Raw genomic sequence first — 22,706 nt, forward strand, 5'->3', positions numbered from 1 at the left:
AAGACATTGATATCGGTGTGTATGACTGTAATGATTAACACACTTTACAGTTGTTTCGCCGCCCCGGAAGGACCCCCACATGGCGCGACGATTGGCCGGGCTCCCGCCCCGCCGCCCCCGCATCAGACTGACCTCCGCGCTCGCCGCGGCCCTGCTCGCCGTACCGACCGGCCTGGTCGTCGGCGCATCGCCAGCGATGGCGGCCACGACGGGCCCCATCACCGGGTACGGCGGCAAGTGCGTCGACGTGGCCGCCGCGAACCCGGCCAACAACACGCCGGTGCAGCTCTTCACCTGCAACGGCTCCACAGCGCAACAGTGGACGGTGGCCGACGACGGCACGATCCGGGCGCTGGGCAAGTGCCTTGACATCGCCGCCGCCAGCACCGCCAACGGGGCCCGGGTGCAGATCTACGACTGCAACGGCACCGGAGCGCAGCAGTGGTCGCCCAGCGCCGGGCAACTGGTCAACCCAACATCGGGCAAGTGCCTCGACGCGACCGGCCCCAGCTCGGCCGACGGCACCCCGCTACAGCTCTGGAGCTGCACCGGCACCGCCAACCAGACCTGGACGCTGCCCACCGGCGGTGGCACCACACCACCGCCCTCTGGTGGTTTCACCCACCCCGGCGTGCTGGTCAGCAAAGGCCAGCTCGACTTCGTCCGCGGCCGGGTGCAGGCCGGCGCGCAGCCGTGGGCGGCGGCCCACAACCAGATGATGAGCAGCCGGTACGCCTCCCTGTCGCGCACCCCGGCGCCCCGTTCGGTGGTCGAGTGTGGTTCCTACTCCAACCCGAACAACGGCTGCACCGACGAGCGGGAGGACGCGATCGCGGCGTACACCGACGCGCTCGCCTGGTACGTCACCGGGGACGCCCGGTACGCGCAGAAGTCCATCCAGATCATGGACGCGTGGTCGGCCACCATCACCGCGCACACCGGCAGCAACGCTCCCCTGCAGACAGGCTGGGCCGCCTCGGTCTGGCCCCGGGCGGCCGAGATCATCAAGTACACGTACACGAGTTGGCCCAACGCCAACCGCTTCGCCACCATGCTGCGCAACGTCTACCTGCCGATGGTGCGCAACGGATCGAACAGCAACGGCAACTGGGAGCTGACGATGATGGAGGCCACCGTCGGCATCGCGGTGTTCCTCGACGACCGGGCCGTGTACGACGCGGCGACCACCCGCTTCCTCAACCGCGCCCGGGCCTTCGTCTACCTGCCCAGCGACGGCGCGTTGCCGTACACGTTGCCCGGCAGCGGCCTGGACACCAGCGCGGAGATCATCGGCTACTGGCAGGGCCAGTCCACCTTCGTCGCCGGCCTCGCCCAGGAAACCTGCCGCGACTTCGTCCACACCGGGTACGGGATCTCCGCCATCTCGCACGTCGCGGAGACCTCCCGGATCCAGGGACGGGACCTGTACCCGCAGGTCGGTGAACGGCTGCGTCAGGCGCTGGGCTTCCACTCGCGCTACCAGCTCGGCGAGGCGCCGCCCTCCTGGCTCTGCGGTGGCAGCCTCACCCGGGGCCTCGGACCGATCACCGAGGTCGGCTTCAACGCGATGAGCACCCGGTTGGGCAACGTCATGACCAACACCCAGACCCTCACGCTGCAACAACGTCCGGCCGGCACCAACAACCTCTTCGTCGCCTGGGAAACGCTGACCCACGCCAACAACCCCAACTGATCCAGGCCGCCGTGGGGTGGCGCCGAACGTACGGCGTCACCCCACGGCGGTGCTCAGTTGTCGGCCCCCAGTGCCACCACCGGGCTGACCCGCGACGCCCGACGGGCCGGCAGCACCCCGGCCAGCGCGGTCAACCCGACCAGCACCACGAAGAGCCCGGCCAGCGGCAGCAGCGGCGTGGTCAGCGGCGCCTCGATCCCGAGGGTCTGGACCGCCAACCAGGCGTACGGAATGCCGAGCACCAGGCCGATGGTCGCGCCGATCACCCCGTACAGGCCCGACTCGACGGTCAGCATGGTGCGTAGGCCGGTCCGGGACAGCCCGATCGCCCGGAGCAAGCCGGACTCGCGTACCCGCTCCACCACCGAGAGCGCGGTGGTGGAGCCCACGCCGACCACCGCGATCAGGACGGTCAGGCTGACCAGACCGACGGCGATCCAGATCAGGGTGCGCACCAACGCGTCGTTGCGGTCCCGTTCGTCGGCGAGCACCGCGAGGCCCACCCCGTCGCTGCCTCCGATCGCCTGCCGCAGCGCCCGTACGCCGACGGTGCGACCGTCCTCGCCGGCACCGGCCGCGTCGGCCAGCAGACCGGTGTACGCGCTCGGCACACCGAGCCGGTCCAGGTCGGCCGGATCGGCGAGGATGCCCGCGTGCAGCGGCCCGTCACCGGGCAGGACGGCGGCCACCCGCACGTCGACAGTGCCGGTGGCGACGGCGAGCGTGACCGTGTCGCCGGCCCGCAGACCCGCGTCCCGCGCGACCCAGCTGTTGAGCACGATCCGGCCGGGGCCACGATCGGTCAGGGTGCCCTGGGCCACGTCCAGGGCACCGGTGCTCGGCAACGCCGCCAGGTCCAGGTCGCTGGTCGGATAACCGGACTCGACGTCGCCGAGCTTGTCCGCGCCGCGCAGCAGCCAGGCGTCGTCGACCATCCGGTACGGCACCACCCTCGCCAGCGCGCCGTGTGCCGCCTCGGCGCGGGTCACCACGGCCGGCGGGAGCGTCCCACCGTTGCTGGTGACCTCGAAGTCGGACGGGGCCGAGAGGGCCATCTCGCGGTCGGCGAGGATCTGCAACGACGCGCCGCCGATGACCACCCCGGAGATCAGTGTCACGCCCAGCGCGACCACGACGGAGACCGCGGCGGCCCGGCGCGGCGCCCCGCCGATCCCACCGACCGACATCCGCCCGAGCGGCCCGAGCTGACGCAGCGGCCAACCCACCACGGCCAGCACCGGACGCACCAGTAGCGGGCCGAGGGCCACCAGCGCGAAGAACGCCAACCCGCCGGACCCGACGAGCATGAGCAGTGGCATCGACGGGTCGTAGTCCGACTGCTCCGGCTTCGGCAACTGACTGATCGTCCCGACCGCCGCCAGGATCGCGCCGACGGCCAGGAGCAGCCCGAGGACCAGACGCAGCGCGCCGATGCCGCGCCGACCGGCGGTGGTGCTCGCCGCGCGCAGCGCCTCCAGCGGGGAGACCCGGGCGGCGGAGAGCGCCGGTGCCAGCACGGCCAGCACGGTGATCACGACGGCGCCGATCACCACAGCGACCGCAGCCGCCAGTGGCAGGCCCGGTGAGGAGACAGCGTGGCCGGTGGCGCGCAGGATCGCCGGCAGCGCGTACCCGAGGGTGAGGGCGCTGGCGACCCCGACGACGCCGGCGACCAACCCGGTCAGGGCTCCCTCTGCGGTCAGGGCACCCACCAGTGTGCCCCGACTCGCGCCGACCGCCCGCAGCAGCGCGAGCTGCCGCATCCGCTGCGCGAAGACGATGCGGAAGGTCGAGGTGACCACCAGTGCCGCCGCGACGACCGCGATGGAGACGAACATGCCGACCAGGATGAAGAGTCTGCCGACCTGTTGGGCCGCCGCCTGAGCCTCGGCCTCGCGCACCTCGGCGCCGGAACGGATCGGCTGGCCGGCGACCGCGGCGGTCACCCGTTGGCGTACGGTCTCGGCCGAGCTGCCAGGGGCCACCCGCAGGTCGATGCGCTCCACGGCCGTCAGGCGCGCCCAGGCGATCACGGCGCTGTCCGGGGCGTACGCGTCGTAACCGGCGTCGGCGCCGGTCTCCACCATGCCGGTCACTGTGAGCGGGGCGGGCGTGGTGAGTTCACCGCCGGTGCCGCTGGTGGTGGTGCCCACCGAGAGCCCGAGCCGTTCGGCGGTGCGCGGGGTGATCGCGATCTCGCCGGGCTGGTCCGGGTAGCTGCCCTCGATCACCCGGACCGTGGTCAGCGGACCGGTGCCCGGGTCGGACTGGAGGTTGAGGTAGCCCTCTCCGATGGAGACCCCGGTGGCCACCCGGGCCACCGCCTCGGCCACCCCGGGCACGGCCCGGACCTGCCGCACGTCGGTCACTGTGGGTGGCGGCACGCCGGGGGTGCCGATCACCAGATCGGTGACGGCCGGGGTGCCGCTGAGGTTGTCCCGCACTGTCCGTTCGGTGATCTGTTGCACCAGCACGGTGCCGAAGACGACGAACGACGCGACCAGGATCGCCAGGCCGGTCAGGATCAGCCGGCCGGGCCGCCGCGCCGCGGCTGTCGTCTGGGTACGCAGCACCGTCGCCCTCATCGGCTGGCCGCCAGGTCACGCAGGGCGTCGGTGACCGACACCTGGTTCGGCTTGTCGATCTCGCCGGCCAGCCGGCCGTCGGCCAGCAGCACCACCCGGTCGGCGTACGCGGCGGCGATCGGGTCGTGGGTGACCATGACGACGGTCTGGCCGAGGTCGCGTACCGAGTCGCGCAGGATGGTGAGCACCTCCGCCCCGGAGCGGGAGTCGAGGTTGCCGGTCGGTTCGTCGGCGAAGACCACCTCGGGCCGGGCCACCAGCGCCCGGGCCAACGCCACCCGCTGCTGCTGGCCGCCGGACAGTTCGCTGGGCCGGTGGTTCAGGCGGTCGCCGAGGCCCAGCACCCGTACCAGGTGGGCGAGGAGTTCAGCGTCGGGCTGCCGACCGGCGAGGTCCAGCGGCAGCGTGATGTTCTGCGCGGCGGTGAGCTGCGGCAGCAGGTTGAAGGACTGGAAGACGAACCCGATCCGCTCCCGGCGTACCCGGGTCAGCGTCCGGTCCGACTGGCCGGTCAGCTCCGTGCCGCCGAGCAGGACGCGACCGGAGGTGGCGGTGTCGAGGCCGGCGAGGCAGTGCATCAGTGTCGACTTGCCGGACCCGGACGAGCCCATGATCGCGGTGAACTCGGCCCGGCCGAAGCCGACCGAGACCCCGTCCAGGGCACGGACGGCGGTGTCGCCGCTGCCGTACACCTTCACCAGGTTGACCGCGGCGACCGCGGCGTGGCTGGTCTCCGGCGGGGCGTGGGTTGTCATCGTTCCTCCAGTGGCTGCGTGGTGACCCGGACAGCGTCGCCGCGACCGGCGGGTGGGCGCATCGGCCCGGGGCCGGGTATCGCCGTCGTCGGGTCTGCCTTTTGGCCGATCTGCCACCTCCGTCCGGTTGGCTACGCTGGGTCATCATGAGCGCGCCGGATCTTCGACGTTTCTGGGTACGCCTGGCCCAGACGGCCGGGCTGGTGGCCTTCGGCCTGCTCGCCTTCTTCGACTTCGCGGCCAGCACGGCGGATGAACGAAGCCTCGCCGCTCTCGTGCTCCTGCTGGTGCCGGTGGGGTTGGCGGTGGCGACCGTGCCACTCTGGCTGCCAGTGCACCGGCCGGGTTCCCGGCGGCTGCCGGTGGCCGCGCTGGCCCTCGCCACCGCCTCACTGGCCGTGACCGCGGGGGTGGTGCTCGTCTCCGGAGGCGGCGGCCTCCTGCCCGCCCGCACCTGGGGGCTCGCCGAGTCGGCCGGGCTGATCGGCGTGGTCTTCGTGGTGAGCCGTTGGGGCGCGGCCCGGCTCGCCCCGTGGGCGGCGGCGGCCGCCGGGCTCGCCGTCGCCGCGATGCCACTGCGCGTCGGCACCGAGAACCTGCTGGTGATCTTCGGCCTGCTCCAGGTGCTCGCCGCGGCCGGCGCCGCCGGGGTGGGGCTCTACCTGCGGATCATGGCAGCCGGCCGGGAGCGGGCCATCGCGCTGGTCCGCGCCGAGCAGCGTGCCGAGTTCGCCAGGGACCTGCACGACTTCATCGCCCACCACGTCACCGGCATCGTGGTGCAGGCGCAGGGCGCCCGGTTCGTCGCCGAGCAGGACCCGCAGCGGGTGATCGTCGCCCTGGAGCAGATCGAGCGGGCCGGCGCGGAGACGATGGCCTCGATGCGGCGGATGGTCGGCATCCTGCGCAACCCGGACGCCCCACCGGACGCGCCTCTGGCCCCACTCGCCGGGGTGACCGAGCTGGAGCCGCTGCTGACCGGGTTCAACGGCGCGGCGAACGCGCCGGCACGACTGCACGTCGACGGCGACCTGCACGGACTGCCGGTGGAGGTCTCGACGTCGGCGTACCGGGTAGTGATGGAGGGGCTGACCAACACCCGCCAGCACGCGCCGGACGCGCGGTCAGTGGACGTGGCGGTACGGCGTACCCCGGACTGGTTGCTGGTCCGGGTCGCCGACGACGGCACGTCGCCGCGGACAGCGCCGGCCCGGGGGCACGGCTTCGGCCTGATCGGCCTCACCGAGCGGGTACGCGCCCTCGGCGGCACGATCACCGCCGGGCCCGGCGTCGCCGGTGGCTGGGTGCTCGACGCGGCGTTCCCGCTGCAAGCGGCGGTGGCCCGGTGATCCGGGTGCTGATCGCCGATGACCAGGCCATGGTCCGGACCGGCTTCGGCATGATCATTGGCGCCCAGTCGGACATGGAGGTGGTCGGCGAGGCCGCCGACGGCGTCCAGGCCGTCGAGCTGGCCCGACGACTGCGCCCGGACGTGGTGCTGCTGGACATCCGGATGCCCCGCCTCGACGGTCTTGAGGCACTGCGGCTGCTGGCGGGGCCGGGCGTCGCCGACCCGATCCGGGTGGTCGTCGTGACGACCTTCGACCTCGACGAGTACGTGCACACCGCGCTCTCCAACGGCGCGTGCGGTTTCCTGCTCAAGGACTCCGGCCCGGCCCTGCTGGTGGAGGCGGTCCGCGCGGCCGTGTCCGGCGACGCGCTGATCAGCCCCTCGATCACGGTACGGCTGTTGGAGCACCTCAGCTCGCCCGCTCCGGCGCGCGACGACGGTGGCCTGTCCCCACGGGAACTCGACGTGGTGAAGCTCGTCGCCCGCGGCCTGACGAACGCCGAGATCGCCACCCAGCTCTTCATCGCCGTGGGCACCGTCAAGACCCACCTGGCGAGCGTGCAGATGAAGCTCAAGGCCCGCAACCGGGTCGAGATCGCCGCCTGGGCCTGGGAACGCCGCCTCGTCGGCTAGGTCGCGGGCGGCGGCTCGCGGGCGGCGGCTCGCGGGCGGCTTGATGTCTTTGTTCGTTGCCTTTGGAGCTGATGTCGTGAACGAATCAGCGGCACCGGCGGCCACCGATGTCGCAGACGATTCAGCTCCAAAGGCAACGACCGCCACACCGTCCACCAGCCCTGGGGCGACCGGCGTGCCAAGGTCGGCGTCCGAATCCGACGGGGCATTCTGCCGAGCAACAGTGACCTAGTATCGATGTAGATGAATTGGTGGAGTGGTGGACGACCGGAGGCGGGGGATTCATCGTGCGTGATCGTCGAAGTCGAGCAATTCGCTCGAAGGCCGCCGCGCTGGTCGCGTGCGCACTGACAGCAACCCTGTTCGCTGCCGGCGCGACCCCGGCGCGCGCCGCCGCCGCCGACACCGAACGGCCCACCGCACCCGGCCCGATCACCGTCGTCGCCATCGACACCACCTCGGTCGAGCTGACCTGGGAGGCCTCGACCGACAACGTGGGGGTGGTCCGCTACCCGGTCGGCGCGCAGTTCGAGGATTCCGGCGCCCAGTATTCGACAGACACCAACAGCATCCGGATCACCAACCTGCGGCCCTCGCGCACGTACACCTTCTCGGTGTGGGCTCTGGACGCGGCCGGCAACAGTTCGGTGTCCAACCCGAGCCTGCGGCTGACCATGCCGCCCGGGGACGACCAGCCGCCGGGCGCGCCTGGTCAACCGGTGGCGTACGACGTCGCCGCCACTGTGGTCCGGCTGCGGTGGGCGCACTCGGTGGAGAACGTCGCGCTCGACCGGTACGAGGTGTTCCAGGTCGACGCCGTCGGCACTCTCACCCGGGTCCGTGAGGTGTACCAGTACCCGCCCGTGAACAGTGCCCAGATCAGCGGGTTGACGCCGAACACCACGTACACCTTCGTGGTGCAGGCCCGCGACGAGGTCGGACACCTGTCCCCACTGTCCGCACCGGTCACGGTGACCACCCTGCCGCCGCCGCCGAGCTGCGCGGTCCGATCCGTCGTGCGGCAGTGGCCGGACGGCTTCGTGGCCCATCTCGTCGTCGAGAACACCGGCACCACGGCGGTCGACGGGTGGACGATGACGTGGCGGTTCTGGGCCAGCCAGCAGGTCCACGGCATCTGGGGCGCGAAGGTGGTCGACCGGCTCAACAACAGCTACCTGCGGGTGCGCGACACCGGTCGCAACGCGGTGATCCCGCCCGGCGGCACTGTGTCGCTGGGGCTCGTCGCCTCTGGCACGCAACTGCCGGAGGAGATCACGCTGAACGGCGGCCTCTGCACTGTGGCAGACGAATAACGCTCGACTCCGGGGTCTGGCGCTAGCCACGACATCTTGCGACGCTAGCGGTTGTGTATGACTACGACCTGTTGGTGCTGGGCTCCGGACCCGGCGGTCAGAAGGCCGCGATCGCCGCCGCCAAGCTCGGCAGGCGGGTCGGCATCGTGGACCGCCGCGACATGATCGGTGGGGTGTGCATCAACACCGGCACCGTGCCCTCCAAGACCCTGCGCGAGGCAGTGCTCTACCTGACCGGCCTGAGCCAGCGGGACCTGTACGGCAGCAGCTACCGGGTCAAGGAGGAGATCACGGTCAGCGATCTGGCCGCCCGAACCCAGCACGTCATCACCAGGCAGACCGACGTCATCCGCAATCAGCTGGCCCGCAACCGGGTCGCGATGATCACCGGCACCGGGCGTTTCGCCGACGCGCACTCGATCTGGGTCGACGGCGGCTCCGGCCGCGAGTCCCGGGTGACCTTCGACAAGATCGTCATCGCGGCGGGCACCCGCCCGGCCCGCCCGGACAGCGTCGACTTCGACGACCGGACGATCGTGGACTCCGACGGCGTCATCAACCTTCAGGCCGTACCCCGCAGCATGGTCGTGGTCGGCGCCGGCGTGATCGGCATGGAGTACGCCTCGATGTTCGCCGCCCTCGGCACCAAGGTGACGGTGGTGGAACGCCGTGAGCGGATGCTGGATTTCTGCGACGACGAGGTCGTCGAGTCACTCAAGTACCACCTGCGCGACCTGTCCGTGGCGTTCCGCTTCGGCGAGGAGGTCGCCGCCGTCGAGAAGCACCAGACGGCGGCGCTGTGCATCCTCAAGAGCGGAAAGAAGATCGTCGCCGACACTGTGATGTACTCGGCCGGGCGGCAGGGCCAGACCGACGACCTGGCGTTGGAGGCGGCCGGGCTGGAGGCGGACCGACGCGGCCGGATCGCTGTGGACGCCAACTACCGCACCAGTGTGGAGAACATCTACGCCGTCGGCGACGTGATCGGCTTTCCGGCGCTCGCGTCCACCTCGATGGAGCAGGGCCGGCTGGCAGCGCAACACGCCTGCGGTGAGCCGATCCGGGAGATGCACGGCCTGCAACCGATCGGCATCTACACGATCCCGGAGATCAGCTTCGTCGGGCAGACCGAGGCGCAGCTCACCGAGAGCTCGACACCGTTCGAGGTGGGCATCGCCCGGTACCGCGAACTGGCCCGGGGTCAGATCGTGGGCGACTCGTACGGCATGCTCAAGCTGCTCGTCTCCCCCGACGACGGCCGACTGCTCGGGGTGCACGTGTTCGGCACGGCCGCCACCGAGATCGTCCACATCGGTCAGGCGGTGATGGGCTGCGGCGGCACCATCGACTACCTGGTCGACGCGGTGTTCAACTACCCGACGCTGGCCGAGGCGTACAAGGTCGCCGCCCTGGACGCGTCCAACAAGATCCGCAACATCGTCCGCATCGACGGCTAGCCACGTCCCCCGGCCTCCACCAACTCCGCCAGATGGGTGCGGTAGTTCGGGCAGGTCGAGATGTCCTCGTGTGAGCAGGACAGCCCGGCCTCCAGCAGATCGAGCGCCGACCGCAGCGCCGCCATCCTGGCCTGCAGCGCGCCATGGTTGCGGCGCAGCACATCCTTGCGGGCGGCCGGGTCACCCGCGGCGAGGAACGCCCGGATGTCCGGCAGCGGCAGGCCGGCCTGCTTCGCGCGCAGGATCGAAGCCACCCGGAACAGGTCGTCGCGGGTGTAGCGGCGACGGCTGCCGGTGACCCGGGCGGGGCAGAGCAGACCCACCGATTCCCAGTGCCGCAGGACGTGCGCCGGCAGGCCGAAGTGGTCGGCCACCTCACCGATCGTCATCGGGCTTGACTTCATGTCGACATTAAGTCCGAGCATGGCGGGCATGTCCAGTCTTCTAGCTGTCCTCGATGCCATCGAGAGCGAGCCCGCAGCCGTCGACCTGCGCACCCGTTCCTACGAGTTGCTCGGCGACCTCGCTGGCCGAACTGTCGTCGACGCCGGCTGTGGCAGTGGCCGCGCCGTCGCCGAGCTGGCCGAGCGCGGAGCCCACGCGATCGGCGTCGACCTCGACCCCGAGATGATCGCCGCGGCCAGAAGGCGCTGGCCGGCCGGCGAGTTCCACGTCGGCGACGCCACCGAGCTGCCGCTCAAGACCGGATCGGCTGCCTACTACCGGGCCGACAAGGTGTTGCACGTGCTCGACGAACCGGCGCGAGCTGTCGCCGAGGCCCGGCGGGTGCTCGCACCGGGCGGCCGGGCCGTGCTGCTCGGCCAGGACTGGGACATGATCGCCATCGACTCGGACGAGTCGGAAACCACCCGTCGGCTGGTCCACGCGAAGGCGGACTCACTCCCGTCGCCACGCGTTGCCCGTAGGTATCGCAATTTGCTGCTCGACGCCGGGTTCACCGACCCGATCGTCGAGGTGCACACCGCCGTGTTCACCGACGACACCGCACTCGACCTGTTGAGACGGATCACCGACGAGGAGACCTGGCTCGCCGAGCAGGTCGAACGCGCCCACGCGAACCGGATCCTCGTCGTCGTGCCGATCTTCCTCGTCGCCGCCCAAGCGTGACCGCCAACACCCAGGCGCCCCCTCCCCCCACTCCGGTGATCAAGAGGTTTGCGTCATGACACGCCAGGCCGGATGACGCAAACCTCTTGATCAACGAGGGCTGTGAGGGGCCGGTGCGGAGGCGGTGGGCCTCCGCACCGGCCGGTGGGGCTTTAGCGGGCCGAGCAGGTGGGGCTGAGGCTGCCGGCGGTGCCGTTGGCCTGGAAGCCGTACTCGGTGGACTGTCCGGCGCCGACCTGGCCGTTGTACGACACGTTCGTCCAGGTTGTCGAGCCGCTGTTACCGCTGCGGTCGGCGCTCCACGCGTTGGTGACCGTTGCGCCCGACGGCAGCGCGATCGTCACCGTCCAGCCGTTGAGCGCGGACGAGCCGGCCGTCACTCGAACATTCGCCACGAAGCCACCCGTCCACTGGTTCACCGACACCGTCGCCGTGCAGCCACCCGTGCCCGGAGGCGGAGTCGTGGGCGGGTCGGTCGGCGGGTCGGTCGGCGGGTCCGTGGGCGGGTCGGTGGGCGTGGTGCCGTTGTTCAACGCGGCGAGAACCGCGTCGTACGCGGGCTTCTTCGAGCCGTTGCTGTTGAACAGCAGCGGGGTCTGCGAAGCGCGCCAGGAGTCACTGTCGCGGATCCCCCACACAGTGATGCCGTTGCAGCGGGCCACGGCCAGGCAGTCCTCGACGACGCTGCGGTAGGTGTTCGCCGAAGCGCCCTGGATGTCCAACTCGGTGATCTGCACGTCCACGCCGAGCGCCGCGAAGCTCGACAGCGTGGTGCGGTAGTTGCTCACGTACGGGGAATCGTTGTTGAAGTGCGACTGGAAGCCCACGCAGTCGATCGGCACGCCACGGGCCTTGAAGTCGCGCACCATGTTGTAGACGCCCTGGGTCTTGGCGTGCGTCCAGTTGTCGGTGTTGTAGTCGTTGTAGCAGAGCTTCGCGCCCGGATCCGCGGCACGCGCCGCCCGGAACGCCGCCTCGATCCAGTCGTTGCCGGTGCGCTGGAGGTTGGAGTCGCGACGGCCGCCGGAACTGCCGTCGGCGAACGCCTCGTTCACCACGTCCCACGCCACCACCTGACCGCGGAAGTGGGTGGCCACCTGCGTCACGTGATTCAGCATCGCCTGGCGCAGCGCGCTGCCGCTCATGTTCTCCATCCAGCCGGGCTGCTGCGAATGCCACGCCAGGGTGTGACCCCGCACGCTCATCCCGCGGCTGCGGGCGTGGTTGACGATCTGGTCGGCGGCCCCGTAGCTGAACTGATTCTGCTGCGGCTCGGTGGCGTTCATCTTCATTTCGTTCTCGGCGGTCACCATGTTGAACTCACGGTTCAAAATCGTGGTGTACGCACTGTCGGAGAGCTTGAATCCGGCCACCGCCGTACCGAAGTACCGACCCTTCTCGGCGGCGGACGCGCCGAGCGTCGTCCCGGCGGAGGCGGGTGCCGTCGCGAACAGCGCCATGCTGGCGGCGAGGGCACCCGCGCCGGCGAGCGCGATGGCGGCTCTGGATGCCGCCTTCCATCTCGTACTTCTCATCGTGTGACTCCTTCTAGGGGTGGTGGGGTGGGAAGGGAAATCAGGACACCGAACAGGCGGCACCGTTGAGGGCGAACGAGGTGGGCTTGCCGGTGCCACCCTCGTGCGTGGCCTGGAAGCCGATCTCGACCGACGCGTTCGGGGCGATGGTGTTGTTGTAGGAGACGTTGCGGGCGGTCACCGCACCGCTCGCCGGGGCGTACTGGGCGTTCCAGCCGCTGGTGATGCGCTGTCCGCTGGGCAGCGTGAAGGTCAGCGCCCAGCCGTTCACGGCGGTGGCTCCGGTGTTGGTGATGGCCACGCTCGCGGTGAGGCCGCTGTTCCAGGCGTTGACCGTGTAGCCGACCCGGCAGGCGCCCTCGGTCGGCGGCGGCGTCGTCGGGGGCGGCGTCGTCGGGGGCGGCGTCGTCGGGGGCGGCGTCGTCGGGGGCGGCGTCGTCGGGGGCGGCGTCGTCGGGGGCGGCGTCGTCGGCGGCGGGGTGGTCGGCGGCGCGGTGCCGTCCAGCCCGAAGAAGCGGATCACCTGCGCGGCGTCGACCGGCACGTTGTGCGTGACACCCTGCATGCTGATCGCCTCGACCGGTGCCATCGGGCCGCTGCTGCCGTACCGGGTGCGGGTGTAGCCGGACTGCGGGGAGTCGGTGTACGTCGGGGTCTGACTCAGCCCGTGCACGTTGGTCCACTGCTTGACCTGCTCACCGAAGTTCGGGTAGCGCAGCGTCTCGTCGTTGGTACCGTGCCAGATCTGCATCCGGGGCCGCTGGCCGGTGTAGCCGGGGTATGCCTCCCGGACCAGGTCACCCCACTGCTGCGCGGTCCGGATGAGTTGCCCGTTGGCGCACTGGCTGTTCCACTCCGAGGTGCCGCCGGTGGCGAAGCAGGCGAACGGCACCCCGGCGAACGAGGCGCCCGCCGCGAACACGTCCGGGTAGTCGCCCAGCATGACGTTGGTCATCATCGCGCCGGAAGAGGTGCCGGTGGCGAAGATCCGCGCAGGGTCGGCGGAGTAGCGCTGCCGCACGTAGTCGACCATCGACATCAGCCCGACCGGGTCGCTGCCGCCGCCACGGCGTAGCGCCTGCGGTGAGTAGACGTCCCAGCACTTGCTGCTGCGGGTTGCCGACGGGTAGATCACGATGAACCCGTACCGGTCCGCGAGGGAGGCGTACTGGGTGCCCGAGTGGAACGCGGGGCCCGTGCCGGTGCAGTAGTGCATGGCCAGGAGGATCGCCGGTCGGGCGGCCACCCGGTCCGGGACGTACAGGTGCATCTGCAGGTTGGTGGGGTTGGTGCCGAAGTTGGTCACCTGCGTGAGCGTCGCCGCCGACGCGGGGGTGGCGAACGTCAACGCGGCGGCGGCCAGTGTCACTGCCGCCATGACGACGCCAAGCATTTTTGTCTTCAGTGTCATCGTCGCGATCCCTTGCGAAAAAGGCGCGTGGAAGGGGACTTAAGTCGAGGACTGCCCTTCGCCCGACCTTGACCGCGGCTCGCGTGACCATGTCAGCTTCAATCGAGCACACTCGATTGTCAAGACTTCCGGAAACCTTTCGCCGCAACGGATCCGGCGGTCACCTGCGCAACAATGGGCATCGGCGGGCATGATCAGCGCCGATGGGTGGCGATAAATTATCGGGACGTTTTCGGAACCTGCGAGGCCGCCGAGGCGCACGGTCACGAGGGCGGCCCGACCGGATGGTCGGGCCGCCCTCGCCGCCGCTCAGTAGATGTCCCGTCCTCGCTCGTCCGGCACCCCGGACTTGCGGAAGAAGTACGTGTTGATCTGGTCGCGCCACTCGGTGGCGCAGCGCACCTGCTCGTCGAGGCGTTCGGCGACCCGCTCGTACACGCTCGGGTCGATCATGCCGGTCAACGTCTGCCACCTCCGTCGCATCGCCGTCACCTCCTCGACCCCCGCGAAGTGGGTGTCGTAGATGTGCTGGATGACTGTCGAGCCGCTGTGCAGCACGTGCCCGTACGGCACGTGGTGGAAGAAGAGCAACAGCTCGTCGGGGCAGGTCTCGGGTGACTCGTACACCTGGGCCCAGTACGGCGGGTACTGGCCGGCGAAGCCGGTGCCCGACGCGCGGCTGCGGTCCACGCCGACGCCGTCACGGTCGGCGAAGTGGTAGGTGCCCCACCGGCTGTACTCGTACCCGTCGACGCCGGGACCGTAGTGGTCGCCGGGGTTGACCATGAAGCCGACGCCCAACGGGGCGGTGTAGCGCTCGTACGTGCGCCACGAGTCGTCCATGATCTCGTGCAGGGTCCGCCGCACCAGCTCCGCGTCGGCGGTCGCCGACGGCGGGAAGGTCAGCGTGATCCACTCGTCGAGGATCGCCGTCGGGTCCCGCCGAGGGTCCCAGGCCAGCCGGCCGAACGTGTACAGGTTGGCCTGTGCCAACGGATGCCCGGTCCAGAAGAGGTCGTCGCCGACGTTGGCGACGGCGACCATCCCGCCGCCGGCCGCAGTCTCCCCCGTGACCACGTCGGCGATCGTCCGCCCACCCGGCCCCCAGGGGGAGAAGCCGAGCACCTCACTCCACAACGGGCCGAGGTGGCAGACGTGCCGCTGTTGGCCCGTGTACTCCTGGGTGACCTGCAACTCCACCGCCAGCCGGGTCGCCGGCATCGCGGCGAGCACCGGCGAGACCGGCTCCCGCGTCTGGAAGTCCACCGGGCCGAACTTCACCTGGACCACCACGTTGGTGCGGAACCGCCCGTCGAGCGGGGCGAAGTGGTCGTACGCGGCCCGCGCCCGGTCGGTGGACCGGTCCCGCCAGTCCTGGTGGTGGTTGTAGACGAACGCCCGCCAGTGCACCACTCCCCCGTACGGGGCGAGGGCCTCGGCCAGCAGGTTCGCCCCGTCGGAGTGGTCGCGGCCGTACGTGAACGGGCCTGGTTGCCCCTCCGAGTCGGCCTTCACCAGATAGCCGCCGAAGTCCGGGATGCGGTCGTACACGCGCCGGGTGGCAGCAGCCCACCAGGCCCGCACAGTCTCGTCCAGGGGGTCGGCGGTCGGCAGGCCGGAGAGAACCACCGGAGCGGCGAAGCTGACCGACAGGTGCACCCGGATGCCGTACGGGCGCAGCGCGTCCGCGATCTCGGCCACGTCGCCGAGCCGCTCGGTGAGCAGCAGCGCCTCGGTGCGGGCCACGTTGACGTTGTTCACCGAGATCGCGTTGACCCCGCAGGAGGCCAGGAGCCGCCCGTACTCCCGTACCCGGGCCAGGTCGCCGCGCGGACGGCCGTCCTGCCAGAAGATCGAGCCGCCCGCGTACCCCCGTTCGACCTGGCCCATCACCGGGTGCACCGCCACGTTGTCCCAGTGGTTCAGCATTCGTCGGCGCAGCGCCGGCCGGTGCCGCTCCGGGGGTCGGGCCGGGTCGAAGGCCGCCGCGCAGAGCCGGACCACGTGGAAGAGCCCGTACAGCAGGCCTGCGGGCGCGTCGGCCAGCACCGCTGTCACGTCGCCGGCCCGCGCCAACACGAAACCCTCGTCGCCGAGCGTCCCGCCGTCGCCCAGCTCGACCAGCGCCGCCTCGCCGGCGGCGCGTGCCGCCTCCACCGCCGGGTTGGGCAGCTCAGCGGCGTCGCGCAGGGCGAGCACCAGGTCGACGTCGACGTCCCAGGACGGGGAGTGCCACACCCGTCCGCCGTAACGGGCGCAGGCGCGGGAGACCTCGTTGAGGACAGTGTCGACGAGCAACCCCTCGCCATGCAGGAGGATGCGACGCGCGCCGAGCGACCGGAACGCCTCCGGGGGCAGCCAGGCCGGATGGACGCGCGGCTCGTCACCGTCCATCGGCTCCTCGACGAACATCAGCTGCTCCAACTCCACCGACTCTTCGGCGTTCACCGGTCCTCCTCCAGCACGACAACCCCGTACGCCGGCAGCCGCAGGGCACCGCCGGCCGCCACACGGTCGCCGGTGAGCCTGTCGACGCCGCCGGTCCGGGCGGTCACCTCGACCGGCTCGGCGCGGTGGTTGAGCAGAAACAGCAGCCGCGACCCGTCCACCGCGACCCGGACGGCGGATTCCAGGTCCGGCACGTCCGGGTAGGGCCCGAGCAGGTCGTGCCGGGCGAGCACCTGCCGCACCACCCAGGACACCCCGGCCTGGTCCAGCCCGGCGGCCACGTACCAGCCGTCACCGGCGCCGAAGGAGTTGCGGGTCACCGCCGGGGTACCCGCATAGAAGTCGGCCCGGTAGGTGCCGACGACCTGCGCGCCCTGCGGGATCACCAGCTCGAACAGCAGTCGCGCGTCGACGTCCACCTGATCCACGCCGTCGCCGAGGCGGACCGGGTTGACCACCTCCGGGCCGCGGGCGTCCCACTCGTCGACCCGGACACCCATGAGCTGCCCGAGCGGGCCCGGCACGTCCATCAGGAACGCCTGGTCGTTCTCGTCCACCCGGCCGGACAGGTAGGTGGTCAGCACCGACCCGCCGCGCGTCGCCACCGCCTCCAGCCGCTGCGGCAGGTCACCCTTGAGCAGGTGCAGAGCCGGGGCCACGACCACGTCGTAGCGGGACAGGTCGGCGGTCACCGCGACGACGTCAAGGTCCACACCGGCGTCCCAGAGTGCCCTGTGGTAGGCGAGCACCACCTGCTGGTAGCGGACCAGCCGGGACGGGCCGTCGGACAGCTCCAACGCCCACCAGCTGTCCCAGTCGAACAGCAGCGCCACCCGGGCCGGGGTCCGCGCGCCCAACGACGCCGGGCCGAGCCGTTCCAGTTCGGCGCCCAGCTCGGCGACCTCCCGGAACACCCGGGTGTCGGAGCGACCGGCGTGCCCGATGACAGCGCCGTGGTACTTCTCGCTGGCCCCACGGGAGGCACGCAGCTGGAAGAAGAGCACGGCGTCGGCGCCGTGCGCCACGGCCTGCCAACTCCACAGCCGCATCAGGCCGGGGCGTTTCAACGGGTTGACGTCGCGGCACGCGGTGAAGCTCGGGGTCTGTTCCATCAGCCAGAACGGCTGGCCGTCCTTGAGCCCGCGCATCAGGTCGTGGGTCAGCGCCATCCGGGCCGCCGACTCGTCGTCGGGCGGGTAGTTGTCCCAGGAGACGAAGTCCAGATGAGGGGCCCAGCGATGGTAGTCGATCGGCCGGTACATGCCCATGAAGTTCGTGGTCACCGGCAGCGTCGGGCTGGACTCCCGGATGGCCGCCTTCTCGTCGCGGAAGTTGGTCAGCATCGCGTCGGAGGTGAACCGCAGGTAGTCGAGGGTGATGCCCGGGAACGCGGTGTGGTCCGGGCCGCGCCAGTGCTCGGTCAACGCCGACGGCGGCTCGATCTCGTCCCAGTCGGTGAAGGTGTGCGACCAGAAGGTGGTGTACCAGGCCTCGTTCAGCTCGTCGAGGGTGCCGTAGCGGTGGCGCAGCCAGCCCCGGAAGCCGTCCGCGCACAGCGCGCAGTAGCAGGCGCCGCCGTACTCGTTGCCGACGTGCCAGGCGAGCACCGCCGGTGTGTCGGCGTAGCGGCGGGCGACCCGGCGGGCCAGCTCCGTCGAAAGCCGGCGGAAGACCGGCGAGCTGGGGCAGGAGTTGTGTCGCTGACCGAAGCGGTGCTTGCGGCCCTCGAAGTCGGTCCGGGTCACCTCGGGGTACGCCCTCGCCAACCACGGTGGGTGGGCTCCGGTGCCGGTGGCCAGGCAGATCCCGCGTCCCTCGGCACTGGCCCGTTCGACGATCCTGTCCAGCAGCGCGAAGTCGTAGGTGTCCTCGGCGGGTTGGGTGAGCGCCCACTCGAACACGCCGAGGGTGACCAGGTCGATCCGTGCGCTGTCGAAGAGACGGTAGTCCTGCTTCCACACGTCCTCGGGCCACTGCTCCGGGTTGTAGTCGCCCCCGAAGGGCACCTTGGCGCTGAGGGGCAGGCTCATGCGGTGAACTCCTTCCGGATCAGGTGGATCATCGGGTCGCCGACGCGCAGGTACGCCAGCGCCGCGATGGACGCGAGCAGCATCAACACCGCTTCGGAGAAGACCGCGGTGATCCCGGCCGCCGCGGCCAGCAGCAGGCCGTTGCCGACGGTGACAGCCGGGGTACGCACGAGGAAGTGCGCGGCCAACCGGAGCACGTCCCGGGTGCGGAAGTCGAACAGCGAGGTGATCACCAGGGCGTTGGCCGCGCAGAGCGTCACGCCCACTCCGATCAGGACCAGCGGCACCGCCCACCAGCTCGACAGGCCGACCGCGCCGCGGTAGGCGAGGTTCACGGCGAGCACTGTCAGCCACAGCAGCGTCGGCACCCAGACGCGCAGCACACCGAGCACGTTGGCCCGGTAGCCACGCCAGAACACTCTGGCCGGATGCAGGTCGGTCAGGTCGGCCCGCTGGTGGCGCAGGGCGTACAGGGCGGCGGAGACCGCCGGGCCGACCGGTACCAGGAGGAGCGCGGCCAGGGGCAGGTTGCTGGGGTCACGGCCCAGCAGAAGCAGCGGGAGCAGGGCGGGCAGTGTGGTGAGCAGCAGGAGCAGCTCGACCACGAGCAGGATGTAGACGCGCGAGGTGATCCGCGACAGTGGTCCGTCGCCGAACTGTCGCCGGGTCTGAGTCGCGCCACTCACTGTCGCTCCCTCCGGTCGACGCAGCTGATCCGTGGTCGCCGGGGGTCCGGTCGGGCCGCGACAGGCCGCCCGACCGGACCCCCGCTGGTCAGCCGTTCTTCTTCTGGAACCGCTCGTACGCCTTGTTGACCAGCTCGATGTACTGGTCGGCGTTCTTGGCCTTCAGTTCGGCCACGTACGCGTCCCACTCGCTGAGGGGGCGCTGGCCCAGGGCGAACTTCAGGGTGTTCTGGGTGACGAAGTCCTTCAGTGGGGTCTCCCAGAGCGACACCTGCTCGCGTTCCTCGTCGGTGAACGGGCGCGGCGGGGGGACCTCCCTCGGCTTGCGGGCGTCCATCACCTTCTGGAACTCCAGCTCCTCCGGCGAGAAGAAGCCACGGACCAGGTCGGGGCTGCCGCCGTAGGCGAAGACGCCGTTCTGGAAGCCGAAGTCCTTCTGCAGGTGCTTGGGCGCCTTCGGGTTGAGGCCGAGGAAGTCGACGCCGGGGTTGAGCGTGCGCTTGCCGGACGCGTCCTTGGTGAAGGTGGTGCCCTCGATGCCCCAGCGGGCGAACTCCAGGCCCGCGTCCGAGTACCACAACCAGTCGATGAACTGCATCATGGCCACGAAGTTCTTGCTCTCCCGGGCCTTCGTGGAGATCATGATGCCGTTCTCCAGGCGGGGGAACGGGTTGACCTCACCGGCCGGGCCGATCGGCAGCGGGATCTTGGCCATCTTGGCGTTCGGCAGGGTCTTGGCCAGGTCGGGCCGGTGGTTGTTGACCAGGGTCTGCGCGTTGCCGGTGACCATGAAGGACTTGCCGTTAGCGAGCTTCTGCCGTGCCTGGTCATCGGTCTGGGTGAAGCTCTCCGGGTCGAGCAGACCCTCGGCGACGAGCTTGTGCAGGAACGTGACCATCTGCTTGTACTGGTCGGACGAGCCGGTGTAACTGAACTTCTTCGCCGCCGGGTCCCAGGTGGCGTGCTGGAAGTCCCAGCCCGCGTAGGTGCCGTGAGCCGAGCCGAGGATGTTCAGCAGCGCGCCGGTCGGATTGGGCTTGCTGAAGAGGTCGGAGTACGGGTAGACGTTCGGGTACTTCGCCTTCATCGCCTTCATCACGGTGTACAACTCGTCCCAGGTCTTCGGGACGGCCAGGTTCAGCTCCTGCATGATGTCGGTGCGCACCAGCACCGTGTAGTCCTGCGTGGGCTTCTCGTGCAGGCCGGGCAGCAGGTAGAACTTACCGTCGGATTGCCGCAGGTTGTCGATCTCCGGCTGGAGGTTCCACTTGCTGATCTTGTCCTTGAGGTTCGGCATCAGATCCAGGTAGTCGCTCACCGGGAGGATCGCCCCGGAGGCCACGAACGCGTCCTCCTGCGGGTGGTACGTCTTCGGGATGATCAGCGGAGCGTCGCCGGCGCCGATCAGCAGGCTGCGCTTCTGCTCGTAGTCGCTCAGCGGCACGGCCACCGGATCGATCTTGACATTGGTCCGCTTGGTGAGCTCCGACCAGAACAGCCAGTCTTCCTTGAGCGGGTAGAACGTGTGGTTGTTGTAGAGGGTGGAGAAGGAGAGTGCCTCGGTGGCCTTGAACTGGTCGCCGATGCCGTAGTTGGCCATCGCGCCGACCCGGTTCTCGGAGAGGTCCGTCGACTCACCGGGGTCCTCGGAACAGGCGGTGGCAAGGGATAGCGCGAGCAGACCCGCTGTGGCTACCGCCACGCGGCGCCACGTCTTGTGGAGCATGGCTCGTCCTTTCGGTGGTGGGGTTCGGAGGTGCAGCGGTGCGGCGCTCGCCGTCATCCCTTGACCGCGCCGAGCATGACGCCGCGGACGAAGTACCGCTGAACGAAGGGGTAGACCGCCAGGATCGGCAGTGTGGTGAGCACGATCGTCACGGCCTGGAGGGTTGCCGCGGCCTGCACGACGTCGGCGGCGGCGGCGCCAGACTGCTGTGCGTCAGTGGCGCCCGCGATGAGATTGCGGAGGTACACGGTGACCGGCAGCAGATCCTGCTGGTCGATGTAGAGGAACGCGGTGAACCACGAGTTCCAGAAGGAGACCGCGTAGAAGAGCACCATCGTCGCGATGATCGCCTTCGACAGCGGCAACACGATCCGCAGCAGGATGCCGTACGTGTTCAGCCCGTCGACCGCCGCGGCCTCCTCCAACTCGCTCGGCAGGCTCTCGAAGAACGCCTTCATGACCAGCAGGTTGAACACGCTGATGGCATTGGGGATCACCACGGCCCAGATGGTGTTCTTCATGCCCAGGCTGGTGACCAGCACGTAGTTGGGAATCAGGCCGCCGGAGAAGAACATGGTGAACAGCGCGACACCGATGAGGAAGGTGCGCCCCTTGAGCTGCGGCTTGGACAGCACGTAGGCGTAACAGGTGGTCAGCACGATCGAGATGAGCGTGGCGACCACGGTGTACACCACAGTGTTGCGGTAGTTCGTCCAGAACAACGCGTCCGACATCAGCAGCTTGTAAGCGGTCAGGTCGAACCCACGCGGGACGATGGTCACCTTGCCGGCGATGATGTACGCCTCTTCGCTGAGCGAGCGGGCGACGATGTTGAGGAACGGGTACAGCGTCGCCACCACGACGCCGATCAGGACGACCGTGTTGACGACTCGGAAGACCCGGTAACCCCGGCTGTCATCCGGCCCGCGGGTCTTCGGGGCGTCGGTCTTCGTACCGAGGATCACCACAGGCTCGTCCCCACCGTGCGCCGGGAGATGACGTTCGCCGACAGGACGAGGACCAGCCCGATCACCGCCTCGAAGAGGCCGATGGCGGCCGCGTAGCTGAAGTTGCTCGACTGGAAGCCCATCCGGAACAGATAGGTGGACACCACGTCGGCGGTCGGGTACGTCAACGGGTTGTAGAGCAGCAGGATCTTCTCGAACCCGACCGCCAGGAAGCTGCCGATGTTGAGGATCAGCAACGTCACCATGGTCGGACGGATGCCGGGCAACGTGACGTGCCAGGTCTGGCGCAGCCGGCCGGCGCCGTCGATGCGGGCGGCCTCGTACAGGTCCTCGTCGATGGTGGTGAGGGCGGCGAGGTAGAGGATCGTGCCCCAGCCGACGGTCTGCCAGACCTCGGACGAGACGTAGATGGTGCGGAACCACTCCGGTCTCTGCAGGAACGCCACCGGGTCGCCGCCGAACAGGTTGACGAGCTGGTTGGCCGTGCCCTCGATCGAGGTCAGCTGCATGACCATCGCCGCCACGATCACTATCGACAGGAAGTGCGGCAGGTAGGAGACGGACTGGACGAACCGCTTGAAGCGGCGGGCCCGGACCTCGTTGAGCAGCAGCGCCAACACGATGGGCAGCGGGAAGCAGAACAGCAGGGTCAGCGTCCCGAGCACCAGGGTGTTGGTGAACACCTCCCAGAACGTCGGGTCGGTGAGGAACATCCGGAAGTAGCGCAGCCCGACCCAGTACTCACCGAAGATGCTGCCGCCCGGTTTGAACCGACGGAAGGCGATGATGTTGCCGAGCATCGGCAGATACCGGAAGACCAGGAAGAACAGCAGCGGCAGGATGGTGAGGGAGTAGAGCTGCCAGTCCCGGCGCAGCGCCTGTCGCCAACTGCGACCGCGTCGTGGCGAGCGCGGGGCAGGGCCCTGCGCCTCCTGCGGTGAACGCGGCGGCGCCGGCGGCGGTGGCCGCAGGGTGGATGTCATCCTC

17 protein-coding genes are annotated in these 22,706 nt (G+C 69.9%); 6 read left to right on the forward strand and 11 right to left on the reverse strand.

Going from position 1 to position 22,706, the window contains the following annotated elements:
- The first annotated feature begins 79 nt into the window (after positions 1–79).
- The gene (locus AB0K35_RS00825; RefSeq protein WP_363882637.1) at positions 80–1,693 is read left to right on the forward strand and encodes a ricin-type beta-trefoil lectin domain protein; all 1,614 of its coding nucleotides are present in this window, start codon (positions 80–82) and stop codon (positions 1,691–1,693) included.
- Positions 1,694–1,746: 53 nt separating this feature from the next.
- On the opposite strand, the gene AB0K35_RS00830 is transcribed toward AB0K35_RS00825, so the two are convergent.
- Both AB0K35_RS00830 and AB0K35_RS00835 read right to left on the reverse strand, forming a co-directional pair.
- Positions 1,747–4,266: an ABC transporter permease gene (locus AB0K35_RS00830; RefSeq protein ID WP_363882640.1), complete on the reverse strand. Its 2,520-nt coding sequence runs from the start codon at positions 4,264–4,266 to the stop codon at positions 1,747–1,749.
- Positions 4,267–4,274: 8 nt separating this feature from the next.
- Positions 4,275–5,033: an ABC transporter ATP-binding protein gene (locus AB0K35_RS00835; protein WP_238669417.1), complete on the reverse strand. Its 759-nt coding sequence runs from the start codon at positions 5,031–5,033 to the stop codon at positions 4,275–4,277.
- Positions 5,034–5,179: 146 nt separating this feature from the next.
- On the opposite strand from AB0K35_RS00835, the gene AB0K35_RS00840 reads away from it, so the two are divergent.
- From AB0K35_RS00840 to sthA, 4 genes are all read left to right on the forward strand, one after another.
- Positions 5,180–6,382, forward strand: a complete 1,203-nt coding sequence (locus AB0K35_RS00840) for a histidine kinase (protein ID WP_238669418.1) — start codon at positions 5,180–5,182, stop codon at positions 6,380–6,382.
- Complete coding sequence (locus AB0K35_RS00845; protein ID WP_091399091.1) at positions 6,379–7,017, forward strand: response regulator transcription factor; 639 nt, start codon at positions 6,379–6,381, stop codon at positions 7,015–7,017. Before AB0K35_RS00840 ends, AB0K35_RS00845 begins: the two co-directional genes overlap by 4 nt.
- 287 nt (positions 7,018–7,304) lie before the next feature.
- Positions 7,305–8,330 carry a cellulose binding domain-containing protein gene (locus tag AB0K35_RS00850; protein ID WP_238669419.1) on the forward strand — a complete coding sequence of 342 codons (1,026 nt, stop codon included), beginning with the start codon at positions 7,305–7,307 and terminating at the stop codon, positions 8,328–8,330.
- A gap of 53 nt (positions 8,331–8,383) precedes the next feature.
- Positions 8,384–9,787: a Si-specific NAD(P)(+) transhydrogenase gene (sthA, locus tag AB0K35_RS00855; RefSeq protein WP_357359681.1), complete on the forward strand. Its 1,404-nt coding sequence runs from the start codon at positions 8,384–8,386 to the stop codon at positions 9,785–9,787.
- Here sthA and AB0K35_RS00860 read toward each other — a convergent pair.
- On the reverse strand, positions 9,784–10,191 hold the full coding sequence (locus AB0K35_RS00860) for a MerR family transcriptional regulator (protein WP_238669421.1): 408 nt from the start codon (positions 10,189–10,191) through the stop codon (positions 9,784–9,786). The genes sthA and AB0K35_RS00860 overlap by 4 nt on opposite strands.
- A 28-nt stretch (positions 10,192–10,219) precedes the next feature.
- Here AB0K35_RS00860 and AB0K35_RS00865 point away from each other — a divergent pair, with 28 nt between their 5' ends.
- Positions 10,220–10,915 carry a methyltransferase domain-containing protein gene (locus AB0K35_RS00865; RefSeq protein ID WP_238669422.1) on the forward strand — a complete coding sequence of 232 codons (696 nt, stop codon included), beginning with the start codon at positions 10,220–10,222 and terminating at the stop codon, positions 10,913–10,915.
- 152 nt (positions 10,916–11,067) lie between these two features.
- On the opposite strand, the gene AB0K35_RS00870 is transcribed toward AB0K35_RS00865, so the two are convergent.
- The 8 genes from AB0K35_RS00870 to AB0K35_RS00905 form a co-directional block, all read right to left on the reverse strand.
- Entirely contained in the window at positions 11,068–12,450 is a 1,383-nt protein-coding gene (locus AB0K35_RS00870) for an endo-1,4-beta-xylanase (RefSeq protein ID WP_363882647.1), read from the reverse strand.
- A 40-nt stretch (positions 12,451–12,490) separates the two neighbouring features.
- The gene (locus tag AB0K35_RS00875; protein WP_363882649.1) at positions 12,491–13,861 is read right to left on the reverse strand and encodes a PHB depolymerase family esterase; all 1,371 of its coding nucleotides are present in this window, start codon (positions 13,859–13,861) and stop codon (positions 12,491–12,493) included.
- A 309-nt stretch (positions 13,862–14,170) separates the two neighbouring features.
- Entirely contained in the window at positions 14,171–16,309 is a 2,139-nt protein-coding gene (locus AB0K35_RS00880; RefSeq protein WP_238669425.1) for an alpha-glucuronidase, read from the reverse strand.
- Positions 16,306–18,339, reverse strand: coding sequence for a beta-galactosidase (locus tag AB0K35_RS00885; protein WP_363882652.1), 2,034 nt, complete (start codon positions 18,337–18,339; stop codon positions 16,306–16,308). The genes AB0K35_RS00880 and AB0K35_RS00885 overlap by 4 nt, the downstream gene beginning before the upstream one ends.
- Positions 18,336–19,025, reverse strand: a complete 690-nt coding sequence (locus tag AB0K35_RS00890) for a DUF624 domain-containing protein (protein WP_363882655.1) — start codon at positions 19,023–19,025, stop codon at positions 18,336–18,338. The genes AB0K35_RS00885 and AB0K35_RS00890 overlap by 4 nt, the downstream gene beginning before the upstream one ends.
- Positions 19,026–19,113: 88 nt before the next feature.
- The gene (locus AB0K35_RS00895; RefSeq protein WP_238669428.1) at positions 19,114–20,751 is read right to left on the reverse strand and encodes an extracellular solute-binding protein; all 1,638 of its coding nucleotides are present in this window, start codon (positions 20,749–20,751) and stop codon (positions 19,114–19,116) included.
- Positions 20,752–20,804: 53 nt separating this feature from the next.
- A complete protein-coding gene (locus AB0K35_RS00900) occupies positions 20,805–21,716 on the reverse strand; it encodes a carbohydrate ABC transporter permease (protein ID WP_363882658.1) in 912 nt (303 codons plus the stop codon).
- The gene (locus AB0K35_RS00905; RefSeq protein ID WP_363882661.1) at positions 21,713–22,702 is read right to left on the reverse strand and encodes an ABC transporter permease subunit; all 990 of its coding nucleotides are present in this window, start codon (positions 22,700–22,702) and stop codon (positions 21,713–21,715) included. Before AB0K35_RS00905 ends, AB0K35_RS00900 begins: the two co-directional genes overlap by 4 nt.
- Between the last annotated feature and the right edge of the window lie 4 nt (positions 22,703–22,706).

It is taken from the genome of Micromonospora sp. NPDC053740 (assembly GCF_040677775.1).
GTDB classification, from domain to species: domain Bacteria; phylum Actinomycetota; class Actinomycetes; order Mycobacteriales; family Micromonosporaceae; genus Micromonospora; species Micromonospora alfalfae.